Annotated in this window: 13 protein-coding genes; 6 read left to right on the forward strand and 7 right to left on the reverse strand. The window is 64.1% G+C overall.

The window, feature by feature from the left end:
• Positions 1 to 142: 142 nt before the first annotated feature.
• The 3 genes from ACZ5B4_RS13040 to ACZ5B4_RS13050 form a co-directional block, all read right to left on the reverse strand.
• On the reverse strand, positions 143 to 1,492 hold the full coding sequence (locus ACZ5B4_RS13040) for a sigma-54-dependent transcriptional regulator (RefSeq protein WP_464911667.1): 1,350 nt from the start codon (positions 1,490 to 1,492) through the stop codon (positions 143 to 145).
• The gene (locus tag ACZ5B4_RS13045) at positions 1,489 to 2,781 is read right to left on the reverse strand and encodes a sensor histidine kinase (RefSeq protein ID WP_464911668.1); all 1,293 of its coding nucleotides are present in this window, start codon (positions 2,779 to 2,781) and stop codon (positions 1,489 to 1,491) included. Before ACZ5B4_RS13045 ends, ACZ5B4_RS13040 begins: the two co-directional genes overlap by 4 nt.
• Positions 2,782 to 3,262: 481 nt before the next feature.
• Positions 3,263 to 5,962, reverse strand: a complete 2,700-nt coding sequence (locus ACZ5B4_RS13050; RefSeq protein ID WP_464911669.1) for a sodium-translocating pyrophosphatase — start codon at positions 5,960 to 5,962, stop codon at positions 3,263 to 3,265.
• Positions 5,963 to 6,706: 744 nt separating this feature from the next.
• On the opposite strand from ACZ5B4_RS13050, the gene ACZ5B4_RS13055 reads away from it, so the two are divergent.
• The 5 genes from ACZ5B4_RS13055 to ACZ5B4_RS13075 all read left to right on the forward strand — a co-directional run bounded on the left by ACZ5B4_RS13055 (position 6,707) and on the right by ACZ5B4_RS13075 (position 12,937).
• Positions 6,707 to 7,591, forward strand: a complete 885-nt coding sequence (locus ACZ5B4_RS13055; protein WP_464911670.1) for a hypothetical protein — start codon at positions 6,707 to 6,709, stop codon at positions 7,589 to 7,591.
• Positions 7,592 to 7,940: 349 nt separating this feature from the next.
• Positions 7,941 to 9,263 carry a nucleotide sugar dehydrogenase gene (locus ACZ5B4_RS13060; RefSeq protein WP_464911671.1) on the forward strand — a complete coding sequence of 441 codons (1,323 nt, stop codon included), beginning with the start codon at positions 7,941 to 7,943 and terminating at the stop codon, positions 9,261 to 9,263.
• Between the two features lie 78 nt (positions 9,264 to 9,341).
• Complete coding sequence (locus tag ACZ5B4_RS13065; protein ID WP_464911672.1) at positions 9,342 to 10,349, forward strand: NAD-dependent epimerase/dehydratase family protein; 1,008 nt, start codon at positions 9,342 to 9,344, stop codon at positions 10,347 to 10,349.
• Between the two features lie 185 nt (positions 10,350 to 10,534).
• Positions 10,535 to 11,608, forward strand: a complete 1,074-nt coding sequence (gene rfbB / locus ACZ5B4_RS13070) for a dTDP-glucose 4,6-dehydratase (RefSeq protein ID WP_464911673.1) — start codon at positions 10,535 to 10,537, stop codon at positions 11,606 to 11,608.
• A gap of 249 nt (positions 11,609 to 11,857) precedes the next feature.
• The gene (locus tag ACZ5B4_RS13075) at positions 11,858 to 12,937 is read left to right on the forward strand and encodes a 3-isopropylmalate dehydrogenase (protein ID WP_464911674.1); all 1,080 of its coding nucleotides are present in this window, start codon (positions 11,858 to 11,860) and stop codon (positions 12,935 to 12,937) included.
• Between the two features lie 30 nt (positions 12,938 to 12,967).
• Here the strand turns inward: ACZ5B4_RS13075 and corA are convergent, their stop codons facing one another.
• A complete protein-coding gene (gene corA / locus ACZ5B4_RS13080) occupies positions 12,968 to 14,218 on the reverse strand; it encodes a magnesium/cobalt transporter CorA (protein WP_464911675.1) in 1,251 nt (416 codons plus the stop codon).
• 653 nt (positions 14,219 to 14,871) lie between these two features.
• Here corA and ppdK point away from each other — a divergent pair.
• A complete protein-coding gene (gene ppdK / locus ACZ5B4_RS13085; RefSeq protein ID WP_464911676.1) occupies positions 14,872 to 17,607 on the forward strand; it encodes a pyruvate, phosphate dikinase in 2,736 nt (911 codons plus the stop codon).
• A gap of 156 nt (positions 17,608 to 17,763) precedes the next feature.
• On the opposite strand, the gene ACZ5B4_RS13090 is transcribed toward ppdK, so the two are convergent.
• Genes ACZ5B4_RS13090 through ACZ5B4_RS13100 form a run of 3 tightly spaced genes read right to left on the reverse strand, consistent with a single transcriptional unit; the run spans position 17,764 to position 21,763 of the window.
• Positions 17,764 to 18,891 (reverse strand): glycosyltransferase, encoded by a 1,128-nt coding sequence (locus tag ACZ5B4_RS13090; protein WP_464911677.1) that lies wholly within the window; start codon positions 18,889 to 18,891, stop codon positions 17,764 to 17,766.
• Positions 18,888 to 20,516: an O-antigen ligase family protein gene (locus tag ACZ5B4_RS13095; RefSeq protein WP_464911678.1), complete on the reverse strand. Its 1,629-nt coding sequence runs from the start codon at positions 20,514 to 20,516 to the stop codon at positions 18,888 to 18,890. The genes ACZ5B4_RS13090 and ACZ5B4_RS13095 overlap by 4 nt, the downstream gene beginning before the upstream one ends.
• The gene (locus ACZ5B4_RS13100; protein WP_464911679.1) at positions 20,513 to 21,763 is read right to left on the reverse strand and encodes a glycosyltransferase; all 1,251 of its coding nucleotides are present in this window, start codon (positions 21,761 to 21,763) and stop codon (positions 20,513 to 20,515) included. The genes ACZ5B4_RS13095 and ACZ5B4_RS13100 overlap by 4 nt, the downstream gene beginning before the upstream one ends.
• Positions 21,764 to 22,057 lie beyond the last annotated feature (294 nt).

Below are 22,057 nucleotides of genomic sequence, written 5' to 3' on the forward strand. Positions count from 1 at the left end.
AAGCTCGCGGCACGGGACGAGCCGCTGGCGAGCCGCTCCCGCCGCCGGAAGCGTGATGGGGACTTTCGCGCGCTCTCGCCGTCGGCCCGGCGGGAGCGGAAACCGCTTCGTTTTGCTCGGAGAATTGCCGCTGAAATCGTCCCTACCCCAGGCCGTACTTGGCCAGTTTGTCGCGGAAGGTGGAGGGTTTCATCCCCAGGGCCGCCGCGGCCGCCGATTTGTTCCCGCCCGCCTCCCTCAGCGCCGCCTCCAATAGTTCGCGTTCCGTCTGCTCGATGGTCTGCTGAAAACTCCCGCCGCCGATCGGACGTTCACCCTTGCCGTTGCGCTCCGGCCAGGGGGTGATTTGCGATCGAATGAGGTCGGCCGTGAGATGCTCCGAGCCGAGCAGGTACGTGCGCTCCAAGGTGTGGTACAGTTCGCGGATGTTCCCCGGCCAATCGTGTTCCATCAAGACGGCCACGGCGTCCGGGTCGATGCGGAACGCACGATCCGGGGCGATGCGGCGCAGGAGATGTTCCGCCAGGGCCGGGATGTCCTCCTTCCGCTCCCGCAGCGGCGGGATGCTGATCCGCAGCACGTCCAGGCGGTAATACAAGTCCTGGCGGAACGTGCCCTCCCCCACCTTTTCCAGAAGATTCTTCTTGGTCGAGGCGATGATTCGGACGTCGGCGTGGACCGACTCGGTGCCGCCGACGCGCTCGAAGACCTTCTCCTCGATGGCGCGGAGCAGCTTGGCCTGATGCTCCAGGGGGATGTCGTCCACATCGTCGAGGTAGAGGGTGCCGCCCTCGGCCAGTTCGAATCGGCCGATGCGCCGCTGCTCCGCCCCCGTGAAGGCGCCGCGTTCGTGCCCGTACAATTCGCTTTCGATCAGATGCGACGGAAAGAGCGTGCATCCGACCTTGACGTAGGGTTTTTCGCGGCGATGGGAATGCCGGTGGATGGTCTGCGCGATGAGGTCCTTGCCGACGCCGGTTTCGCCCCACAGCAACACGTTGGCGTCGGTCCGCGTGCAGATTTCGATCATCTTTTTGACACGGCTCATCGCGGCGGAACGGCCGATCAATTCGCGATCGACCTCGGCGCCGACGGGTTCCGCAGCGGCGGATCGGGCGGTTGCCGGCCCGCGTTTCTCCTCCAATCTCGCCAGCAGGGGAAACAAGTCCTCGTTGCGGAAGGGCTTGGTGATGAAATCGTAGGCGCCGGCCTTCATCGATTCGACCGCCAATTGGATGCTGCCGTAGGCGGTCATCATGATGACCTCGGTGGCGGGGGCCTGCTCGCCCTGTTTGATGCGGCGGAGAAGCTCCAAGCCGTCCATGCGCGGCATCTTGACGTCCGCCACGACCACGTCGAAGGGTCGGCCGCGAAGCCGCTCCAAGGCCTCCTCGCCGTCGGCCGCCGTATCCACCTCGTGACCCTGGGCGGCCAAGTCGTCCGCCAGGGTCACGCGCTTGATCTTTTCATCATCGACGATCAGAATTCTCATGGCTGATGGCTGGATTCGTGATAGGCGTTCAAGACCACGGTAAAGGTGGTGCCTTGCCCCAAGGCGCTGCGGACGTCGATCCGGCCGCCCATCTCGGAAATCATCATGCGACACAATCCCAGGCCGAGGCCGGTCCCGCCCGCCTCCGCCCGCGTCGTGAAAAACGGCTCGAAGATGCGCTCCAAATTGACGCGCGGAATGCCCACTCCCGTGTCGATCACGTCGATCGCCACGGAATTCATCTGGTCGTCGTCCTGGGTGCCGAGGGTCCGCGTCCGCACGGTCAGCGTTCCGCCGTCGGGCATGGCGGCCAAGGCGTTGGTACAAAGGTTGAAGACGATTTCTTGAATGGTGTACATATCGCCCAGCACGGGCGGCACCCGGCGGAGGTCCTTCTCTACGCGAATGTCGTCTCCGATGCGCGGGCCGAGCATGGCCAAGGTACCCTCCACGGCGGCGTTGACGTCGGTCTTTCCCAACACCACGCCTCGCGGCTGGGCAAAGGCCTGCACCCGCTTGGCCGTCCGCTCGATCCGCTCCAACGCCTCCGTCATCAATTGCACATACTCGGTAAGTCGGGGATTGTCCTTGACTCCTTCTCCGATGCGGCGGAGGCAGTTTTGCACGCCGTCCAGCGGATTGGCGATTTGGTGGGCGATGCCGGCCACCAATTGCCCGATGCCCAGCATCTTCTCCTTCTGCCGCAGTTCCGCGTGCGCGCGATCGACGTAGCGGCGGATGGAGGTCGTGAAATAGACCGCCATCCAGATGCTGCTGGTAACCGCCAAATACACTCCCAGCACTTGCAGGGCGTGGAGCGGCTGATCCCCGCCCGGCCCGAAGTGCAACGGAAAGCGAGGCAACCGGCCCGCGTATTCCGCGAACATCACCAACCCCAGCAGCACCGTCGCCAAGCCCGCCGCCTGAAACGGACGATAACCCCGCAAATACATCCCGGCGATGATCATGTGGAATACGTAATAGATGATGAACGGATTCCGCGCGATATCGGAGAAATACAAGAGCAAGGTCAACGACAGCAAGTCCAGAACGACCTGGGCGAAGATGCTGTCCTCCGGTCGCAAGAGCTGCAAGGGATTATTTTCCCAGAGCAGCCACGCGAAGGCGAGGTTGTAAAGCAGCAGGAAGGCTCCCACCCCGTAAATGGGCACGGCCGATTCGATCACGCCCAAGACGGACGAAGCCGAATAACCGGCAAGAAATACGCCCCCGGCCGCGATCCACCGCAGCCGAATCAGCCAGAGAGCGCCTTCCGGGGGTAATTTCATGGAGACAAGCGGAGGTCTTGGAAGTCCAAGTCGATCTTTCGGAGGTCCGGCGCCGCTGCTGGGCCGCGAGCACGACGCACCAAGCCGCGGATCGGGTGAGAGGCCGACCCCTTCGGAACCACGCATTTCGGCGAAGCCGATCCCGTGTATTGTACCAGCCCGCCGCAATTCCGGCACGTCGTCGGATCATCGCCCCGCCGCACCGCGCGGGAGCTTGAACCTCCGGCGGGGTGTGAGCCTCGGGTGTAAGCCCGAGGTGGAGGTCGCCAGCCTCGGGCGTGAGTCCGTGTTCCGAGTGGAAACGCGAGCCTCGGGTGTGAGCCCGAGGTGGAGTGGAGGTCGCGAGCCTCGGGTGTGAGCCCGAGGTGGAGGAAACGGCCCCTCGGTTTGCCTCGGCGTAAAAAAAACACCGCCGGCTTGCGCCGGCGGCTCGCGTTTGCCGTATACAGGGCCGGACGTCGGCGGTCCGGCCGAGGGGCGATCAGAACCAACCCAGGGCGGCCAGGCTGTAGCGGACGGCCAAGCCCGCCACCACCACGCTCACCATGCTCATCAGCTTGATGAGAATGTTGAGGCTGGGGCCGCTGGTGTCCTTGAACGGGTCGCCGACGGTATCGCCCACGACGGCGGCCTTATGGGCATCGGTCCCCTTGCCGCCGAAGGCGCCGCGCTCGATGTGCTTCTTGGCGTTATCCCAGCTTCCGCCGGCATTGGCCATGAAGACCGCGATGCAGAACCCGGCCGAGAGGGCGCCCATCAACAGGCCCATCACGCCGGCCACGCCCAACAGCAGGGCCACCACAACGGGCGTGACCAGCCCCAGCACGGAGGGCACGATCATCTCGCGCTGAGCAGCTTGGGTGCTGATCCGCACGGGGCCGGCATAGTCGGGCTTCTCGGTGCCCTGCATGATGCCCGGCTTCTCGCGGAACTGCCGCCGAACTTCCTCGACCATGCGGTAGGCGGCGCGGCCCACGGCTTTCATCGTCAAGGCGCTGAACAGGAACGCCGCCATGGCCCCGATCAATACCCCGACCAAGACCTTCGGATTCATCAGGTGCGCTTCGTAGTAATTGGCGAAGTCCGGCATCGTGGCGCGATCGATGCGGACCAAGGGGGACTTGGTTTTGACGAACTGGAGCCGATTGCGCTGGATGCCCTTGGCCGTGTCGGTAAACGTCTCCAATACCCCCTCGGGAATAGGGACGGGGCCTTTGGAGGCGTCCAGCTTCTTCCAGTCGTCGGCGATGCTGGGATCGGCGACGGTGGACGGGAAGACCAAGTAGCCGTGAATCTTGGGCTTGCCGGAGACGTCCTTTTCCGTGCTACTGACTTCTCCCACGAATCGGTCGGAGAGCTTGTACAACCCCGGCTCAGCCGATACCAGGGCGGAGTGGGACCACCGCTCGAAGCCCACGCGGACCTCTTCCACATAGGCGGCCAAGAGGGCCAAGGCCGTCAACGCCGCGGAACCGATGGCGAAGCCCTTGCCGGTCGCCGCCGTTGTGTTCCCGAGGCTGTCCAGGGCGTCGGTGCGTTGCCTGACCTCGGGCGGGAGGTGCGACATCTCGGCGTTTCCGCCGGCATTGTCCGCGATCGGACCGTAAGCGTCGGTGGCCAAGGTAATGCCGAGCGTGCTCAGCATACCGACCGCCGCGATACCCACGCCGTAAAGCCCCATCGCGAACCAGGTCACGTCCGCGAAGTTGCCCTGCACGGCGAAGGCGAAGGAAAGCAGCGTGGCTACGGCCACCACGATCACAGGGAACCAAGTGCTCTTCATGCCGTCGGCGATGCCGCCGATGATGACCGTGGCGGGGTCGGTGAGGGCCTGCTCGGCCAACTTTTTGGTCGGCGTGAATTCATCGCTCGTCGAGTATTCGGTCCATTTGCCGATCAACCAGCCGGCGATCAAACCGGTGATCACGCTCAGCGACACCGTCCAGAAGGCCGGCATCAGCCAGAAGGTGAAAATGAAGGTGACGACCACGATGGCCGCCGTGGACAGGTTGATACCCCGGGCCAGCGCTTTCAACAAGGTCCGCTGGGTGGCGTCCTCGTCGGACCGCACGGCGTAGATGCCGAGGATGGAGAGCAGGATGCCCACGCCCGCCAAAACGATGGGCAGAAACATCGCGCTAAGCTGGTAATTCAGCTTCGCGGCCTCCATCGAGAGCGCGCCCGCGGAGATCTTTTCCAGCACGGAGGCGGGCAGCAACTCGCCGGTGGCGAAGGCGGCCACGCCCAAAGCCGCGGTGGCCAAGATCGAACCGCAATAGGACTCGTATAGGTCGGCGCCCATGCCCGCCACGTCGCCCACGTTGTCGCCCACGTTGTCGGCGATCACGGCGGGGTTGCGGGGGTCGTCCTCGGGGATGCCGGCCTCGACCTTACCGACCAGGTCGGCGCCGACGTCGGCGGCCTTGGTGAAGATACCGCCGCCGACACGGGCGAACAACGCCTGGCTGCTGGCGCCCATGCCGAAGCAAAGCATGGTCACCGTGATTTGCTCCAGCGACATTTGATAACCGAGCCAGTACACGACCCAATACAGGATCGCGAACCAGAGGCAGATATCGAGCAGGCCCAAGCCGACAACCGTCAAGCCCATCACGGCGCCGCTGCGGAATGCCACGCGGAGGCCGTCGTTGAGCGACTTGCGGCAGCCCTGCGCCGTGCGGCTGCTGGCCCAGGTGGCCGTCTTCATACCGAACCAGCCGGCCAACCCGGAAAAGAAACCGCCCGTCAGGAAGGCGAACGGAACCCAGTTGCTTTGCGCGTGAAGGCCGAAGGCGGCAATGGCCAGCAGAACGAAGATCACCAGGAAGAACAGCGCCACGATCTTGTACTGCTGGTACAAGTAGGCGTTGGCACCCTCGCGGACGTAGCCGGCGATCTCTTCCATGCGCGGATCGCCCTTTTCCGAGGCCATCATCTCCTGAAAGAACTTCCAGGCGAATATGAGGCCGACCACCGATCCGGCCAGGCCGATGACCCAGGGGAAGAAAATCCACCAGCTCGACCCCGTGCCGGCGCCGCTTGCCGCGGCGGCGCGGCTTGCTGCGGCGGCTTCTTCAGCCGACGCCACGGCACCGAGTCCGCAGGCCGTCGCGAAGACCGCGGCCGCCGCGAGTGGGGCAAGCCCGCGACCCAACCATGCACTCCATTTTCTGGCAGTCATACGAACCCTCACTTTTTCCCAACATTTCCGAATGAATTGGAACCCTCACGGTACCCGTACCCGGCGGGAGCCAAGATGCCGCCCCCGGGTTTCCGATACGCCCGTCCCCCCAAAGCGACCAAAAAGACTTGCCCTTTCCGATTGCGGAATCGGCGATCTCGCGCGCAGTCCGTTCCCCGGCATTCGGTTTCCATATTCGCTTTCCCACCTCTTGGGCCGCCGTCTCGCCCGCGAATCCGCCCGGTGGGCGATCTTCGTCTCCTTCGAATACGGTACGGCAGACGATCGGCGGAGATGGGTGAGTGATGCCTTCGGCGTTCACTTCGGCCGGGCACGCGATAGACAAAACAAGCAGTTTAGCGGAGGGGCTTCGTCTGTGTCAACAATAGCTTGCGCCGCTTACATTGCGCGCCGTAGCTGCTCGACCGTCGCGATTTCCCCAGCTTTTCAGCCCGAACAGTCGCCAAGCCTCTTCGGTCCGACAAATCCCGCTCAAGCCGAACTGTTTCGGTAATCGACCAGGATTACCCCTCTTGCGGAGTAGGGGAGTCGGAACTTTCAGCGGATGGCATTCGTCCAAATAATGTGCAGCCCCGGGCCGGGACCGAGACGGACCGGCCAAATTCGCGCTGCCGACGGTTTTTGCGTTGCTTTTCCCGACTTTCCGATTACGCTGAATTAGTAGGTGTTGCGAGCGCGCTGAACCGTGCGGCCGCAGTTCGTACTTTTTGGAGGAAAATTGGGATGTCTCGCTCGGTTTTGCGGATCGTTTGTCTAGTCGGCGCCTTTCTCTTCGGCGCTTTCATTTCCTGGTTCGCCGGAGTGGAACAAGCCCCCGGGGCGGAACCGAAGAAGGAAGTTCCGGCCGCTGAAAGCGTAGAACTTTTCGCGGCCATCGAACAGGGCATGGTGGAAGTCAAGCTCATCGCCAAGGACTCCACCGAGTGCAATGTCCGCGTCAAGAACAAAACCGATAAACCCCTCAGCATCCGGCTGCCGGAGGCCTTTGCCGGCGTGCCGGTCTTGGCTCAATTCGGCGTCGGCGGCGGCGTCGGCGGTCTTGGCGGCGGGGGCTACGGCGGAGGCTACGGCGGCGGGGGCTACGGCGGCGGTCTCGGCGGAGGAGCCCAGGGCTTCGGCGGCGGCTTCGGCGGCGGCGGATTGGGCGGCTACGGCGGAGGCGGATATGGGGGCGGAGGCTTCGGCGGCGGTATGTTCAACGTCCCGCCCGAGGTCGTCGTGCAGGCCAAAGTCCCCATCGTCTGCCTGGACCACGGCAAGCCCGATCCCAACGCCCATGTTCAATACGAGATTCGTCCCCTGGAGGACTACGCCAAGAGGCCCGATGAAGTCCGCGAAGTATTGAAACTCATGGCTGCCGGCAAGATTCCGCAGCGCGTCGCCCAAATCGCCGCTTGGCATTACAACAACGGCATGAGCTTCGAGGAGCTGGCGGCCAAGACGATCCGGTCGGCCATCGGCCTGCGTCGTCCGTACTTCTCACCCGCCGAAATCCAAGCCGCCTTGCAGGTCGTCAGCCTGACGAATCAAGTCGTGATGAACAACCGAGCCAAGTCCAAGCCGGCGGAGGTCTCGCCGGGCGAAACGGCCACCTCCTTCAACCCGTAAGGCCCGCCGGAGGCCGCGGCGGTGCGTTCGCGTCCGCCGCGACCCTTCCGTCCATCGCCTTCCACGATCGGGGACGCAGATGCCTGCGTCCCCTCGTCTTGCGCCCTTCCGCGCAGGGCCGCTTGCGACGGCGACGTTGCGCGGTCCCGGCGTCCCACGCTTAGGGGAAGCCCGGCCCTCGCCCCGCAGACGTATGCTAGACTTTCTGGTTGACGGCGCCGGACTACGCCCTTTTCGGCCGGCATGCCGACCGCGCTTTCGTTGCCGGGATCGCGCCGGGGGGCGAGAATCCTCCGCCGCGGGACGGCACGCTGCATCGGTTGCGATTAAGAATTACCAGGAGTTTGCCATGGGATTGCAGGACCTCGAGGCCAAGATTCGCGAGAAACAGGCGACGATCGGCGTGATCGGTTTGGGATATGTGGGCTTGCCGCTCTTGCGTGCGTTCATCCGATCCGGCTACTCCGCCCTGGGTTTCGACATCGACCCGGAGAAGGTCCGGCTTTTGAACGCCGGGAAGAGCTACATCGGGCACATCCCCTCGCAGTGGATCGCCGAATGGCTGGCGGCGGAGAAGTTCGAGGCCACCTGCGATATGGCCCGGCTCGGCGAGCCGGACGCCATTCTGATTTGCGTCCCCACCCCCCTCAACGAGAGCCGCGACCCGGACTTGCAATACATCGAGCAGACGACCGTCGCCATTAGCAAGGCGTTGCGCCGAGATCAACTGGTGGTGTTGGAAAGCACCACCTATCCCGGCACCACCCGCGAAGTCATGCTGCCCATTTTGGAAGGTACCGGCCTGAAGGTCGGCGAGGACTTTTTCCTTGCGTTCAGCCCGGAACGCGAAGATCCGGGCAACCCGAATTTCTCGGCCGAACGAATTCCCAAGGTGGTGGGCGGGATTGAACCGAAGAGCGCTCGGTTGGCGGCGGCCCTCTATGCCAATGCCGTGGTGCAAGTGGTGCAAGTCGGCAGTGCCGAGGTGGCCGAGGCCTGCAAAATCCTGGAAAACACCTACCGCGCCGTCAACATCGCCATGATCAATGAGTTGAAGGTGCTCTTTCAGCGTTTGGGCATCGACGTTTGGGAGGTGATCGAGGCCGCCAAGACCAAGCCCTTCGGCTTCCAGCCCTTTTATCCCGGCCCGGGATTGGGCGGGCACTGCATACCCATCGATCCTTTCTACCTCAGTTGGTTGGCCCGGCGACACGGCATGCCTACCCGGTTCATCGAGTTGGCCGGCGAAATCAACACCTCCATGCCCGAGTACGTCGTCCAGCGCCTCGCCGAGGCCCTCAATGAGCAACGCAAGCCCGTCAAGGGAAGCAAGATTTGCATCTTGGGCGTGGCCTACAAGAAGGATGTGGACGACCCGCGCGAAAGTCCCTCCTTCGAGCTGATGCAATTACTCGCGGCGAAGGGCGCCGAGCTGAGCTACAACGATCCTTACATTCCCAAGCTCCCGCGGATGCGGCACTATCAGGTCCCGCCCTTGAACAGCCAGGAGCTGACTCCGGAGTTTCTGACAGGGCAGGATTGCGTCTTGATCGCCACCGACCACTCGGCCTACGATTACGACTTCATCGTCCAGCATGCTCCCCTGATCGTGGATACCCGTAACGCCACCAAGAACGTCAAAGAACACCGCGAAAAGATTTGGAAGGCGTGAGAGATCGGGAACGGGGGACGCACCGAGGCCGCCACGTTGCCGGGCGCAACGCGGGTTCACGGGACGGAATGACGCGATATGGCGAATCGCTATTTGGTGACGGGTTGTGCGGGCTTCATTGCGGCCAGGGTGTGCGAGCTGTTGCTCGACGCCGGCCACACGGTCGTCGGCTGGGACGAACTCAACGACGCGTACGATCCCAGCCTGAAAGTCTGGCGACTGGCGCGGCTGCAAGGGAGGTCGGGCTTCTCGTTTCGCAAGATCGACGTCTCGGACGCCGACGCCGTGCGGGCGTGGTTCGCCCGCGGCACTCCCGACGCCGCGCCGCCCGCCGATGGACCGCCCTATGATGCCGTCATCAATCTTGCCGCCCGCGCCGGAGTCCGCGCCAGCGTTCTCCGGCCCGACGTCTATTATCAAGCCAACTGCATCGGGACGCTGGTCCTGCTCGAACAATGCCGAGCCGCCGGCGTGAAGAAATTCGTCTTGGCTTCCACGTCCAGCCTGTACGGGGCCCATAACCCCGTACCGTACCGCGAGGACGCCGATACGGACCGACCGCTGTCCCCCTACGCGGCCTCGAAGAAGGCGGCCGAGACCTTGGCCTACACCTACCATTACCTGCACGGCCTGGACGTCACCGTGTTTCGCTACTTCACGGTGTACGGTCCCGCCGGGCGACCCGACATGAGCATCTTTCGCTTCGTCCGTCAAATCAGCGAGGGCGAACCGATCACCGTCTTCGGCGACGGCTCGCAGCGCCGCGATTTCACCTATGTGGACGACATTGCCCGGGGTACGGTGGCCGGTCTGAAGGAACTGGGGTACGAAGTCATCAATCTGGGCGGCGATCGTTCGCTCCCGCTCTCCTTCGTGATCGACGAGATTTCCCGGCAGTGCGGGCGGTCGGCGATCGTCCATTATCAGCCGGCGCACCCCGCCGACGTGCCGGCCACTTGGGCCGACATCGCCAAGGCCCGATCGCTTCTCGGATGGACGCCCGAGGTGCCGATCGAAGAAGGCATCCGCCGCTGCATCGCCTGGTATCGCGAACATCGCGAGACGATGCGGCACGTGCGGCTCTGACCGATGCGAACGCTATCGCCCCGCACCAACCTCCGGCGTCCGCCCGCGGTGGCAAAACTTTCGGCTCCCCGCGGACCGTTTTCCTGCGATAAACTACCTCTAGGCGGCCGCGATATGGTAATTGCGCGCTGCGCGGCCGACAAAACGATCGCGGCACTTCCTTGAGCCCGACGGGAGCGGTAACCATGGAGACAGTTTCGGACACGATCCTCGTCACCGGCGGGGCGGGCTTCATCGGCAGCAATTTCGTGCGGCTTTGGCTCCGGGAGGAGTCCGGCCGACTGGTCAACCTCGATAAGCTCACCTACGCCGGCAATCTCGACTCCTTGGCCGATGCCTTGCGGGACCCCCGCCACGTGTTCGTGCAAGGGGATATCTGCGACGGCAAACTGGTCCGCCGATTGCTCGACGAGTACCGGCCCTGGGGCATCGTCAATTTCGCCGCCGAATCGCACGTCGATCGTTCGATCGACGGCCCCGCCCCGTTCGTGGAGACGAATGTGGTGGGCACCTTCCGCCTGCTGGAGGCCTCGCGGGACTATTGGAACGGTCTCGCCCCCGACGATCGCTCGCGCTTCCGCTTTCTCCACGTTTCGACCGACGAGGTGTACGGCTCGCTCGGTCCCACCGGGTATTTCGTGGAAACCACGCCTTACGCCCCGAATTCGCCCTACTCCGCCTCCAAAGCGGCGGCCGACCATTTCGCCCGAGCCTACTTCCACACCTACGGCCTGCCGGTGTTGGTGACGAATTGCTCGAACAATTACGGCCCGTACCAGTTTCCCGAAAAACTCATTCCCTTGATGATCCTAAATGCCTTGGAGGGCAAGCCTTTGCCCGTCTACGGCGACGGCGGCAACGTCCGCGATTGGCTGTACGTGGAGGACCATTGCCGGGCGATTCGTACCGTGCTGTGCCAGGCCCCGCCGGGTGAGGAATACAACATCGGCGGAAACTGCGAGCGGACCAATCTCCAAGTCGTGCACGCCATTTGCGACATCGTGGGGCGTCTCCGGCCGGACCTGTCCCACAAACCCAGGGACCTGATCACGTTCGTCAAGGATCGGCCCGGACACGACCGCCGCTACGCCATCGATGCCGGCAAGATTCGCCGCGAACTGGGCTGGGAACCGCGGGAAAACTTCGAGTCCGGTCTGGAGCGTACCGTCCGCTGGTACATCGAGAATCCGATCTGGGTGGACCGCGTGACCTCGGGCAAATATCGGCGGGAACGCCTCGGTCTTGGCAACCGGGAATGACGTGGGCCGGGCCGGGCATTTCCGCCTCGGGAGGACGCCCGAGGCCCGTAGCTCGCTCAACTCGTGCTCTCGCCCGTCGGGTACCTGCTTTCGCCTCTCCGCCGCCGTACGTAAAATCAGGGTTTACCCAACCGAGCGGAACTTGCCGCACAAGGCACGTTTCCGAACGCCGTCCGCTTCGTCGTCCCCCTTTGCGGATGGAGCCGGTGAGGTCCGCTTTCCAAGATTGGCTTCCCGTCGAGGTTCCCTATGGTTCAACAAAAGCTCTTGCGTGTGGCGGTAATTGGAGGTGACGGCACCGGACCGGAAGTGACGGCGGAGTCGGTCAAGGTCCTGAAGGCGGCGGCTCGCTTGGAGAACTTCGAGATCCAATTCAAGGAGTTCGACCTGGGCGGCGAGCGCTACCTCAAGACGGGCGAGATTCTGCCGGAAGAGGTCTTCCAAGAATTGAAGACCTTTCCCGCCATCCTCTTGGGCGCCATCGGACACCCCGACGTGCCGCCCGGCGTCTTGGAACGGGGCCTGCTCCTGGAGCTCCGCTTCCGCCTGGATCAGTACATCAACTTGCGGCCGGTAAAGCTCTATCCCGGCGTCGAGACCCCGTTGAAGGGCAAGGGTCCGAACGACATCGATTTCGTCGTCGTCCGCGAGAACACCGAAGATCTGTACACCGGGGTGGGCGGATTCCTCAAGAAAGGCACGCCGGACGAGGTTGCCACGCAAACCGCCGTCTTCACGCGCAAGGGCTGCGAACGTTGCATCCGCTGGGCCTTCGAATATACGCGCAAACGGAACGCCAAAAAACGGTTGACCTTGGTGGCCAAGACCAACGTCTTGACCTACGGCCACGACTTGTGGTGGCGGACCTTCCAAGAGGTGGCCAAGGAGTACCCGGACATCCAGACCGACTACAACCACGTGGACGCCTGCTGCATGTGGATGGTCAAGAACCCGGAGTTCTACGACGTGATCGTGACCACGAACATGTTCGGCGACATCATCACGGACTTGGCCGCCATTCTGCAAGGCGGGATGGGCGTGGCGGCGGGCGGGAACATCAACCCCGAGCCGGGCGGTACCAGCATGTTCGAACCGATGGGCGGCAGCGCCCCCAAGTACACCGGCAAAGGCGTCATCAATCCCATCGCCGCCATCGCGGCGGGCGGAATGTTGCTGGAGCAGGCGGGCTTCGAATCCGCCGCCGCCAAGATCAACAAGGCCATCCAGGTCGTCACCGGCACCAAAATGAAAAGCCAAGCCGCGGGCAAGATGGGCTATTCCACCTCGCAAGTCGGCGACTTGGTAGTCGAGGCCCTCGGCTCCGTGTAAGCCGTCTCGGCCGCCGCTCCTGTGCCCGTTTCACGCGCCGTTCGATCTCGCCCGATCCGGACGGCGCGATTCGTTTTCCGCATCCGCCGTATCCGCCGCCGTGCCCGCCCCGGCCTCGGACGCGCCGATCGTGCCATTTGGGCGACCGCCCGGCGATTCCGCGAAAACTGCCTCACCGCGGCCGATCCAACCTCGCCGGTAGAACGTGTACATCATCCCCAAGGCCACCAGCAACATCAAACTTAACGCAAAGGGATACCCGAAGGTCCATCGCAGCTCGGGCATGTTCCAGGGGGAGGCGTCGGGGTCGAAGTTCATGCCGTAAATGCCGGTGATGAAGCTCAGCGGGATGAACAGCGTGGCCGTCAGGGTCAGCCACTTCATGACTTCGTTCATGCGATTGCCGATCAGCGACATGCAATAGTCGCGGAGATCGGCGCACATTTCGCGGTAGGTCTCCGTCAACTCCATGATGGCCGTCACGTGGTCGATGCAATCGCGGAGATGGATGCGGGTTTCGGGGCCGAGGAAGCGGTCCTGGCGGGCCAGCGTCTGCAAGGCGTCGCGATGCGGCCAAACGGCACGCCGCAAAAACAGCAACTCGCGGCGCAGGCCGTGGATGGCGTGCAACACGGAACGCGGATCGGAAGTCGCCGCCTGCTCGTCGATCGCATCGATGCGGTCGCCGAAGTTTTCCAGCACGGGATAAAACGCGTCCACCGCCAGGTCCAGCAACGAATAGGCCAGGTAGTCGGCGCCCGCCGAGCGAAGGGGCGAGGCCGGATCGCGCAACCGCTTGCGAACCGGGGCGAAGGCATCGCCGGGCCGGGGTTGAAAAGTGACCAGCAGACCTTTGCGCAAGAACATGCTGATCTGCTCGGTTTCCAATTCCCCGTTCAAATGGGGCAGCCGGGCGACGATGAAGAGCCAGTCTCCGTATTCCTCCACCTTCGCCCTCTGGTGCGAGTGCACGACATCCTCGAGCGCCAGCGGATGAAGCCCGAGCGTCCGGCCGATCTGCTCCAGCGCCGCCGCGTTGCCGGTCCCGTCCACGTCGATCCACGTCGTGACCGTCGGTTCGGCGGTCAGCGGCAGGTCTTCCAGGCGGGGGATCCGCCGTTCCGAGCAACTCTCCGCGTCGAACACGGTGTAGGTAACGGTGGGCGGCGGGGCGGAAGGCACGGAGACCAGGGTGCCCGGCGGCGTCCCCGGCGGCGTCCTCCGGCGAAAACCGTGACGCCGTGACTTGAGGCCGGCGGCGCGACGCTTCTTCGATCGCATGGCAGCGCTCCCTGGGCGTTTCGTCGGCCTGAGCGGATGCCGCCCGGGCGAGACTTCGACCTATTTTGCCGACTTTTGCGCCCCCGTGGAAGCGAAGTCCCCGGAATTCGCGTCGTGGAACTCGAGTCGCAGGTAGCGTGCCGCGAACACACCCCTATCGGGCCTGTGCAGACGGCCTGTGCAGACACCGAGAAGGGCGATCGCCCCGCAGGCTCCGGAATGGGCCGCGCTCGGTCGCGCAGGACGCCGGCCGGGCATCGCGCTGCCGCCGCGGACGAGACGGAGCACCTGCGCCCTGTTCGCCCCGGGCACCAAAATCGCCGGGAAACCATACCATCGGATGGGTCGCCCGGCACCCATAGCTGCGGGGTTCGTTGACGCCGGCGTGCCCAGCCCGTAGACTAAACGGTTCTATCGGATGGAATCTTTATCAGTTACGGTGGGTTTACAAGTCCACCGCGGGACGCGTCGCGCTAGCCGTCGCCCATTCGCGGCGAGTTTCGTTCCCATTGGCGCGAATCTTAGCTGTTGGGGCTTGGCAACCACAGGGCGGGCACAGAGGACGGAGTCTTAGGATGTCCCCGCATCAAGGGTAGCCGGGAGTACCCTCCGGGGAGTTGGGAAGGTCGTTCATTTTTTAAGGAACTCACACGATGGCACAGTCTGCAAAGTACGTCTATTTTTTCGGACCGCAGGGCACCGAAGGCAACGCCGGCATGGTCAACCTGCTGGGCGGTAAGGGCGCCAATCTAGCGGAAATGGCTGGACATCCGGACCTCCGCCTCCCCGTCCCCGCCGGTTTCACCATCACCACGGAAGTCTGCACCCACTTCATGAAGCACGGCGGGCAATATCCCGAGGGATTGAAGGCACAGGTGGCCGACGCCCTGGCGAAGGTCGAAGCGGCCATGGGCATGAAGTTCGGCGACGCGGAGAATCCCCTCTTGGTCTCTTGCCGTTCGGGCGCGCGGCGGTCCATGCCCGGCATGATGGAGACCGTGCTGAACGTCGGTTTGTGCAGCAAGACGATCCCGGGTTTGATCAAGAAGACGAATAATCCCCGGTTCGTGTACGACGCCTATCGCCGGCTCATCATGATGTATTCCGACGTGGTGATGGAGAAGGCCGAGGGGGTGGAACCCGCGGAAGGCCAGGGCATCCGCCAGCAACTCGAGCGTCTGATGGAAGCCCTGAAGCACAAAAAGGGCTACGAGAAGGACACCGATCTGACGGCCGAGGATTTGCAGGCCCTCTGCGAGCAGTTCAAGGCCAAGGTCAAGGAGGTGCTCGGCAAGCCGTTCCCGGACGACCCGCAAGAGCAGTTGTGGGGCGGGATCGGGGCGGTCTTCAAGAGCTGGAACGGCAAGCGGGCCGTCTCCTACCGCCGCATCGAGGGCATTCCCGACGAATGGGGAACCGCCTGCAACGTGCAGAGCATGGTGTTCGGCAACATGGGCGACAACTCGGCGACGGGGGTGGCGTTCAGCCGCAACCCGGCCACCGGCGAGAACAAGTTCTACGGCGAATGGTTGCCCAACGCCCAGGGCGAGGATGTGGTGGCGGGCATCCGTACCCCCAACCCGCTCAACATCGCCACGAAAAGCGAGCAGAACAAGCACCTGCCTTCGCTGGAAGAGGCGGCCCCCGCCCTCTACAAGGAACTCGACGATATTCGCATCCGCTTGGAAAAGCACTACAAGGACATGCAGGACATCGAGTTCACCATCCAAGAGGGCAAGCTTTGGATGCTGCAATGCCGGGTCGGCAAACGGACGGGCACCGCGGCCTTGAACATCGCCATGGACATGTTGGCGGAGGGCTTGATCGACGAGGCCGCCGCCGTCCTCCGCGTGGCACCCAAGCAATTGGACGAGCTGCTGCACCCGATCATGGATCCGGCCGCCGAGAAGAAGGCCAAGCCGATTGCCGGCGGCTTGCCGGCCGGCCCGGGCGCCGCCTGCGGTCAGATCGTCTTCACCAGCGATGACGCCGTGGCCTGGGCCAAGCAGGAGAAAAAGGTCATCCTCGTTCGCGAAGAGACCAACCCGGAGGACGTGGAGGGCATGCGTGCCGCCGAGGGCATCCTTACCGCTCGCGGCGGCATGACCAGCCACGCGGCCCTGGTGGCCCGCGGTTGGGGCAAGTGCTGCATCGTCGGCGCCGGGATGATCAAGATCGACGTCGCCGCCGGCGTGATGAAGATCGGCGATAAGACCTGGAAACAGGGCGATTACGTGACCTTGAACGGCACGCGGGGCCTGGTGTACGAAGGGCGGCTGCCGCTCATCGACGCCACGGAGAACCCCCGCCTCAGGCGGTTCATGGAGCTGGTGGAGAAATTCCGCGAGCTGGGCGTGCGGACCAATGCCGACACCCCGCAGGACGCCAAGAAGGCCCGGGAGTTCGGCGCCGAGGGCATCGGGCTGTTCCGGACCGAGCACATGTTCTACGGCGAAGGCTCCGATGAGCCGCTGTTGGTATTGCGGAAGATGATCCTCAGCAAGACCACCGCCGAGCGCCAAAAGGCCTTGGACGAGCTGTTCGTCTTCTTCAAGCGCGACATCAAGAGCACGCTGGAGGCGATGGACGACTTGCCGGTCACGATCCGTCTATTGGACCCGCCCTTGCACGAGTTCGTCCCGCAAGAGGAGGACAAACAGGCGGATCTGGCCAAGGTCCTCGGCATTACGGTCGAGCAGATCCAGGAACGGGCCCGCGAATTGCATGAAAGCAACCCGATGATGGGCCATCGCGGCGTGCGGCTGGGAATCAGCTACCCCGAGGTCACGGCCATGCAGGTCCGCGCCATCTTCGAAGCCGCCGCCGAGCTGCTCAAGGCCGGCAAGAAACCCCACCCGGAGATCATGGTCCCCGTCACCTGCGACGTCAAGGAACTCGACGTCACCAAGGCCGTCGTCGATCAGGTCCACGCCGAGGTCGAAAAGCAGTTCGGCGTGAAGATCGCATATCTGTACGGAACGATGATCGAGATTCCGCGGGCCTGCTTGCTGGCGGACAAGATGGCCGTCACGGCCCAGTTCTTCTCGTTCGGCACGAACGATCTCACGCAGATGGGCTTCGGCTTCAGCCGGGACGACATCGGCGGCTTCCTGCCCGCTTACCTGGAGAAGCGGATTCTGATGGCCGATCCGTTCCAGACCATCGACCAAGAGGGCATCGGCCAATTGATCCAGATGGCCGTGACCAAGGGTCGCGCCACGCGTCCTGAACTCAAGGTCGGGATCTGCGGCGAGCAAGGCGGCGATCCGGACTCGGTCGAGTTTTGCTTCCGCACGGGCCTGAACTACGTGAGCTGCTCGCCGTACCGCGTGCCCATCGCCCGACTGGCGGCCGCCCAGGCCTCCATCAAGGCCAAGCGCGCCAAGTAACGCGAGCCAAGTAACGCGAGCGACCCGCCGGCGCGAACCGGCGGCCGGAATCGCCTGATGCAAGTGTGAAAACGAGCCCGCACCACCGGCGCAAGTCGGTGGTGCTTTTTTTGCGAAGTTGCCGCAATGCGAGCCGCCGTCGAAGCAAACGGGGGATCAGGCGGCTCGGGCGAGTTGAAGCACCCTGCGATACTTGCTCACCGTCCGCGCAGCGACGCGATCCCAGGTCAATTCACGCAGTACCCAGTTTCGCGCGGCGAGACCGGCCCGGGCGAAGGCCGCCCCGGGGCATTCGGCCAGGTTGCGCAGATCGCGTGCCAGTTCGTCCGGCTCACAAAAAGTCTCCCAGCCGGCTCCCGCGGCCGCCACCTCCTCCGCTACATTGGTGCCGAGGGTCACCAAGACCGGCAGTCCGTACGACATGGCCTCCAACACCGCCGTGGGATGTCCCTCGGTACGGGAAGGATGGACGAACAAATCGGCGGACCGGAACCAGTCCCGCTTCTGATCGCCTACCGCCGCATCGGCGAGCCGCACCAGCCTTCCCAAGTCCGACGCCCGAATACGGTTTTCCAGCAGCCGCCGGGAACCGTTCACGTCCGGTCCCACGATGACCACCTCGACGCCGCGGCGGAGCAAAAGCTCCTTCACCCGGGCACACGCCTCCAAGAGCACGTCCAAACCCTTGTGTTCGACGTGGAGCCGTCCTAGGAAGAGCCATCGTCGATCGGCACGCGACCCCGGCCGGGCAAGCTCGTCGTCGGTTGGGGGATGAACGCCGTTGCCTGCGATGATCACAGGTCGTCCCCAATCGCCGGACCTTTGCCATTCGCCGTGCGAAAGATATTGGATGGCCGCCGCGTGCCGGATCAGCTCATCAAAGAACCACAGCCGCCCCAACTGCTTTTTCCATGCCTTTTGCCGCAGGGCTTCCGCCGTCATGCCGCCGTGGGGGCAAACGAGATAGGGAACACCCAAAGCTCGCCAGTGCGCCGCCAGGACCGCGTGATGCGGGACAAAGGTGCTATGGAACACCACCAGGTCGGGGCGACGAAACGGTTCCGGCAGCCCGGCCGGCAGCCGGCCGCGGGAAACCTCGAACCCTTCTCCCAACAGGAAAACGGGAAACTCCAGGGGCGGTGGCACCCCGGCGTCGCGCGAAGTAATCAAGAGGGCCGCACGACAGTCGGGCACCGCGTTCTGTGCCGCAACCGCGGATTGAACCGCCGACGTCACGCCGTTCGGGGAAGACCACGTAACCGGGGCCGCATGGAGGATGATCATCGGTGGAAGACTCGGGGACTGGGCAACGCGGGGATGGTGTCGGAAAACCCACCCCCTTTCCTATCGACAGGGGGAGGAAGGTTTCTGAAGTACCCGCTTGGAAACTCTCGCCACGCCCCACCGCCGCAACCAAGAGCAAAGGCCCCACTCGGGATCACCGCCGGGTCTTCCGATCGCGTGGAAGCCCCCATGCCCGCCCCCAGCGAAGCGGGATCCAGAAAGGCCAACAACCAGGCCGACGTGACGATCCAATGAAAGTGGCGGTAAAGCACGGCCGTCATGCCGAATAGCGTCGTGGCAAGCAACAGCGTGCGGCGGGAAAACGTTCCCTCGGCTCGATCCAGGAGCGAAGCCTGCCGCCAGCAGGCCAAGTAGAACCAACCGCCCGGCACCAGGCCGAGGATGCCGAAGCTCAACAGCCATTCGATGAACATGTTATGGCAGTTGCGGAGGTAGTCTCCGTGCTCGCTGGGGGCGGCGCCCTCATCGAGTTCGCCCACCGCGTAGTCGGCCTGCCCCGTCCCGGTACCGATCAGAATGCGGCTGACATCCGCCGTCCAAGCGCGGAAGGCGTTTTCCCAGATGGGCAGACGACTTCCCAGCGAGCGGATGCTGACCGATTCGCTGCCCATGAGGCGTGCCTGGATGCGTTCCAACGGATTGATCCCGGAGAGGAAGACCGCCAAGGCACCCAGCCAAAGGGCGACGAGGCCCACCGCCACGAAGTCGCGTTGTCGCCCGCCTCTTTGGAATCGAGCATCCGCGATCAAGAGCACGCCGAGGGAAGCGAGAAGCGCCAGGCCGGCCCCGCGCGAACCGGTGAGGATGCACCCCAGGGCCAAGAGGCCGGCCGCCGACAGCGACAGCCAGTCGAAGGCCGCCGCGCGCACGGCGCCGACGCCGGGGCTTGCGTCGAGGTGGGATAGGCCCCGCGAGCAGGACCGTGCCGCGCTGAACGGCACGTTCGAGACGCCCCCGGCGGCCCCGCCGCCGACAGGGACGATGCAGTCCGCGCATTCCCGGCGGTCGCTCATGCCCGGCAGGGCATCGCTCGAAGCGCCCGACTTCGGCGCCGCGCGGCTCGACCTCAGAAACAGGATCATTCCCATGACGGCGGCCAGGGCGAATTGCCCTCCCACCTGATTCGGATTGGTCGAGGCCTCGCCGTCTTGCAGGCAGGTGTAGCCGAATCGCACGAGGATACGGCCCCAACTCCCCGCATGCACGACATAGTCCAAATACAGGATCAGCAGCAAAGCGGCGGCGTTGGCGAGGACGAAGACTCGGGCGGCGGGAATCCACCAGCGGTGAGCGGTAATCATCGCCGCAATGGGAATGCCCATCACAAGGAAGGCCGCGACCACCAGCGGCGTGTTGCCGCCCGCGAAACTCGCGTAGGTCAAACCCACGATCGGGACGGCCGCGAAGACCGAGACCGCCCGCGAACGGGGAAACGACGGACAATGCAACCAGTACATCATCCCCAAGAGGAATGCCGGGGCGTAGGCGAAGAAATGGGTCAACTCGGGAAAATGGACGCCGCCGTACTCGCCCAGCCGCCGCAGCGTGATCGCGAATGCCGCGACAACCACAGCCGCCATGATGGTCGCCTTGGCCCAGCTCACGCCGCCGACCTCCCTTCGCGCAGCGTTTCGCTTTCTCCCGCGCCCTCATTACCGAGAGGAAGCGACGATGCCGCCGGGCGGCGACGCACGCCTTCCCAGTCGGGGCTGCTCTCGGCAAACGCCGGCTCCAGCCAAAGTTCGCGCATCTGCCGGGCATGGTGTTCGATGGTAAACGGGCTTTCGGCGAACGCACGCCGCATCGCCGACCGTTGCGCGGTGGTGGGATGGGCCGCATGGGCGATCAGCTTCGCCCAATGGCGGTCCGACTCGGACAGCGAGATCACCCGGAGCCCCGGCAAGAACTCGGCGATTTCACGGATGCTGGGCAGGTCCGAGGCGACCACCGGCGTGCCCGCGGCGAGGCTTTCCAACACCGCGCCGGGCAACCCCTCCCACAACGAGGGGAACAGCATCACGTCCGCGGCCGCCAGCAAGTCCGGAACGTCGTCGCGGCGCCCTAGCACGCGAACCGAGGGACACAACCCGAGCGAGCAGAGCCGTTCCGCCAGCCACGCCGTGCGGTCCAGCGTATCGCCCACCAGCATTAACATGGCCCCCGGCGTGCGTTCTTCGACCGCCTTGAAGATTCGCAGCACACGCTCGTGATTCTTCGGCGGACGCAGGCTGCCGACGTGGATGCAAAGCGGGCTTTCCGGGAGAACGCCCAACTTCTCCCGCGTTTTCCAGGCTTTTTGGACATCCGTGGGATCCGGGAAGCGCGTCAGGTCCAGGCCGTTATAGATGACGCGGCAACGCGGATCATTGCGTCGGGACGGCTTCCAAGCTTTTTCCATAGCGGCGCGGCTGACGGCCACGATGTCGGTCGCATAACGATCGATCAGGCGTTGCAATCCCCAGCACACGATCCGCCTGGTCCAAGATTCGCTCCGGCCGTCGGAATCGCTGCGGAAATGGACGATCCGCCGCTTCACACCCGCTTGATAGGCCAGGCGTAGAATCCACCCCGACGGATAGTGCACATGCGCATGCACCACATCGTAGCCCTCGCCGGCAAGCAGGCGGCGAAAGGCCCGGGCAAAGCCGGCCTGCTTCAACGGCAGCCGGTGGACTTGGCCCCCAAGCGCCCGAATCTCGTGATCCAGAACTCCCGGCAACCCGGACAACGCGCAAAAATCCATCCGGACTTCGCGCGGATCGACGGCACGCATGAGTTCCAGCGTGCGGTGCTCGGCCCCGCCGCAGTTCATGCGGGCAAAAATGTGCAGGACTTTGACCGGGCGACTCATGCAGCAACGCCCTCTTCCTTGACCGCTGTGCGCATTGTTCCCCCCCTTCCCGTTGCGGTTTTGCGGCAGACCGGCACCGCCGGGAGGGGAGAACCTAGCAAACGCTCCGTGCGGGAGCAAGAGAGAAACAGCCGCGGCACAGCCCGACGCCCCGCCGGTCCCGCTTCCGCGGTCGCGCCCGCCGGTTTGTAAAAAATCGGTAAATTCCATTTCCGTCGGTGGAAACAGCCGCAATAAGCCCCTAGAATCTTCAACGATAGTCAGCCTCCGGCGAGAGCCGACGGCGGAGACGTT

The sequence above is a fragment of the Thermogutta hypogea genome (assembly GCF_055386265.1).

Bases quoted from the DNA above. Each gene is read 5' to 3' on its own strand.
- ACZ5B4_RS13040 (WP_464911667.1), bottom strand. From the start codon at position 1,492: ATGAGAATTCTGATCGTCGATGATGAAAAGATCAAGCGCGTGACCCTG.
- ACZ5B4_RS13045 (WP_464911668.1), bottom strand. From the start codon at position 2,781: ATGAAATTACCCCCGGAAGGCGCTCTCTGGCTGATTCGGCTGCGGTGG.
- ACZ5B4_RS13050 (WP_464911669.1), bottom strand. From the start codon at position 5,962: ATGACTGCCAGAAAATGGAGTGCATGGTTGGGTCGCGGGCTTGCCCCA.
- ACZ5B4_RS13055 (WP_464911670.1), top strand. From the start codon at position 6,707: ATGTCTCGCTCGGTTTTGCGGATCGTTTGTCTAGTCGGCGCCTTTCTC.
- ACZ5B4_RS13060 (WP_464911671.1), top strand. From the start codon at position 7,941: ATGGGATTGCAGGACCTCGAGGCCAAGATTCGCGAGAAACAGGCGACG.
- ACZ5B4_RS13065 (WP_464911672.1), top strand. From the start codon at position 9,342: ATGGCGAATCGCTATTTGGTGACGGGTTGTGCGGGCTTCATTGCGGCC.
- rfbB (WP_464911673.1), top strand. From the start codon at position 10,535: ATGGAGACAGTTTCGGACACGATCCTCGTCACCGGCGGGGCGGGCTTC.
- ACZ5B4_RS13075 (WP_464911674.1), top strand. From the start codon at position 11,858: ATGGTTCAACAAAAGCTCTTGCGTGTGGCGGTAATTGGAGGTGACGGC.
- corA (WP_464911675.1), bottom strand. From the start codon at position 14,218: ATGCGATCGAAGAAGCGTCGCGCCGCCGGCCTCAAGTCACGGCGTCAC.
- ppdK (WP_464911676.1), top strand. From the start codon at position 14,872: ATGGCACAGTCTGCAAAGTACGTCTATTTTTTCGGACCGCAGGGCACC.
- ACZ5B4_RS13090 (WP_464911677.1), bottom strand. From the start codon at position 18,891: ATGATCATCCTCCATGCGGCCCCGGTTACGTGGTCTTCCCCGAACGGC.
- ACZ5B4_RS13100 (WP_464911679.1), bottom strand. From the start codon at position 21,763: ATGAGTCGCCCGGTCAAAGTCCTGCACATTTTTGCCCGCATGAACTGC.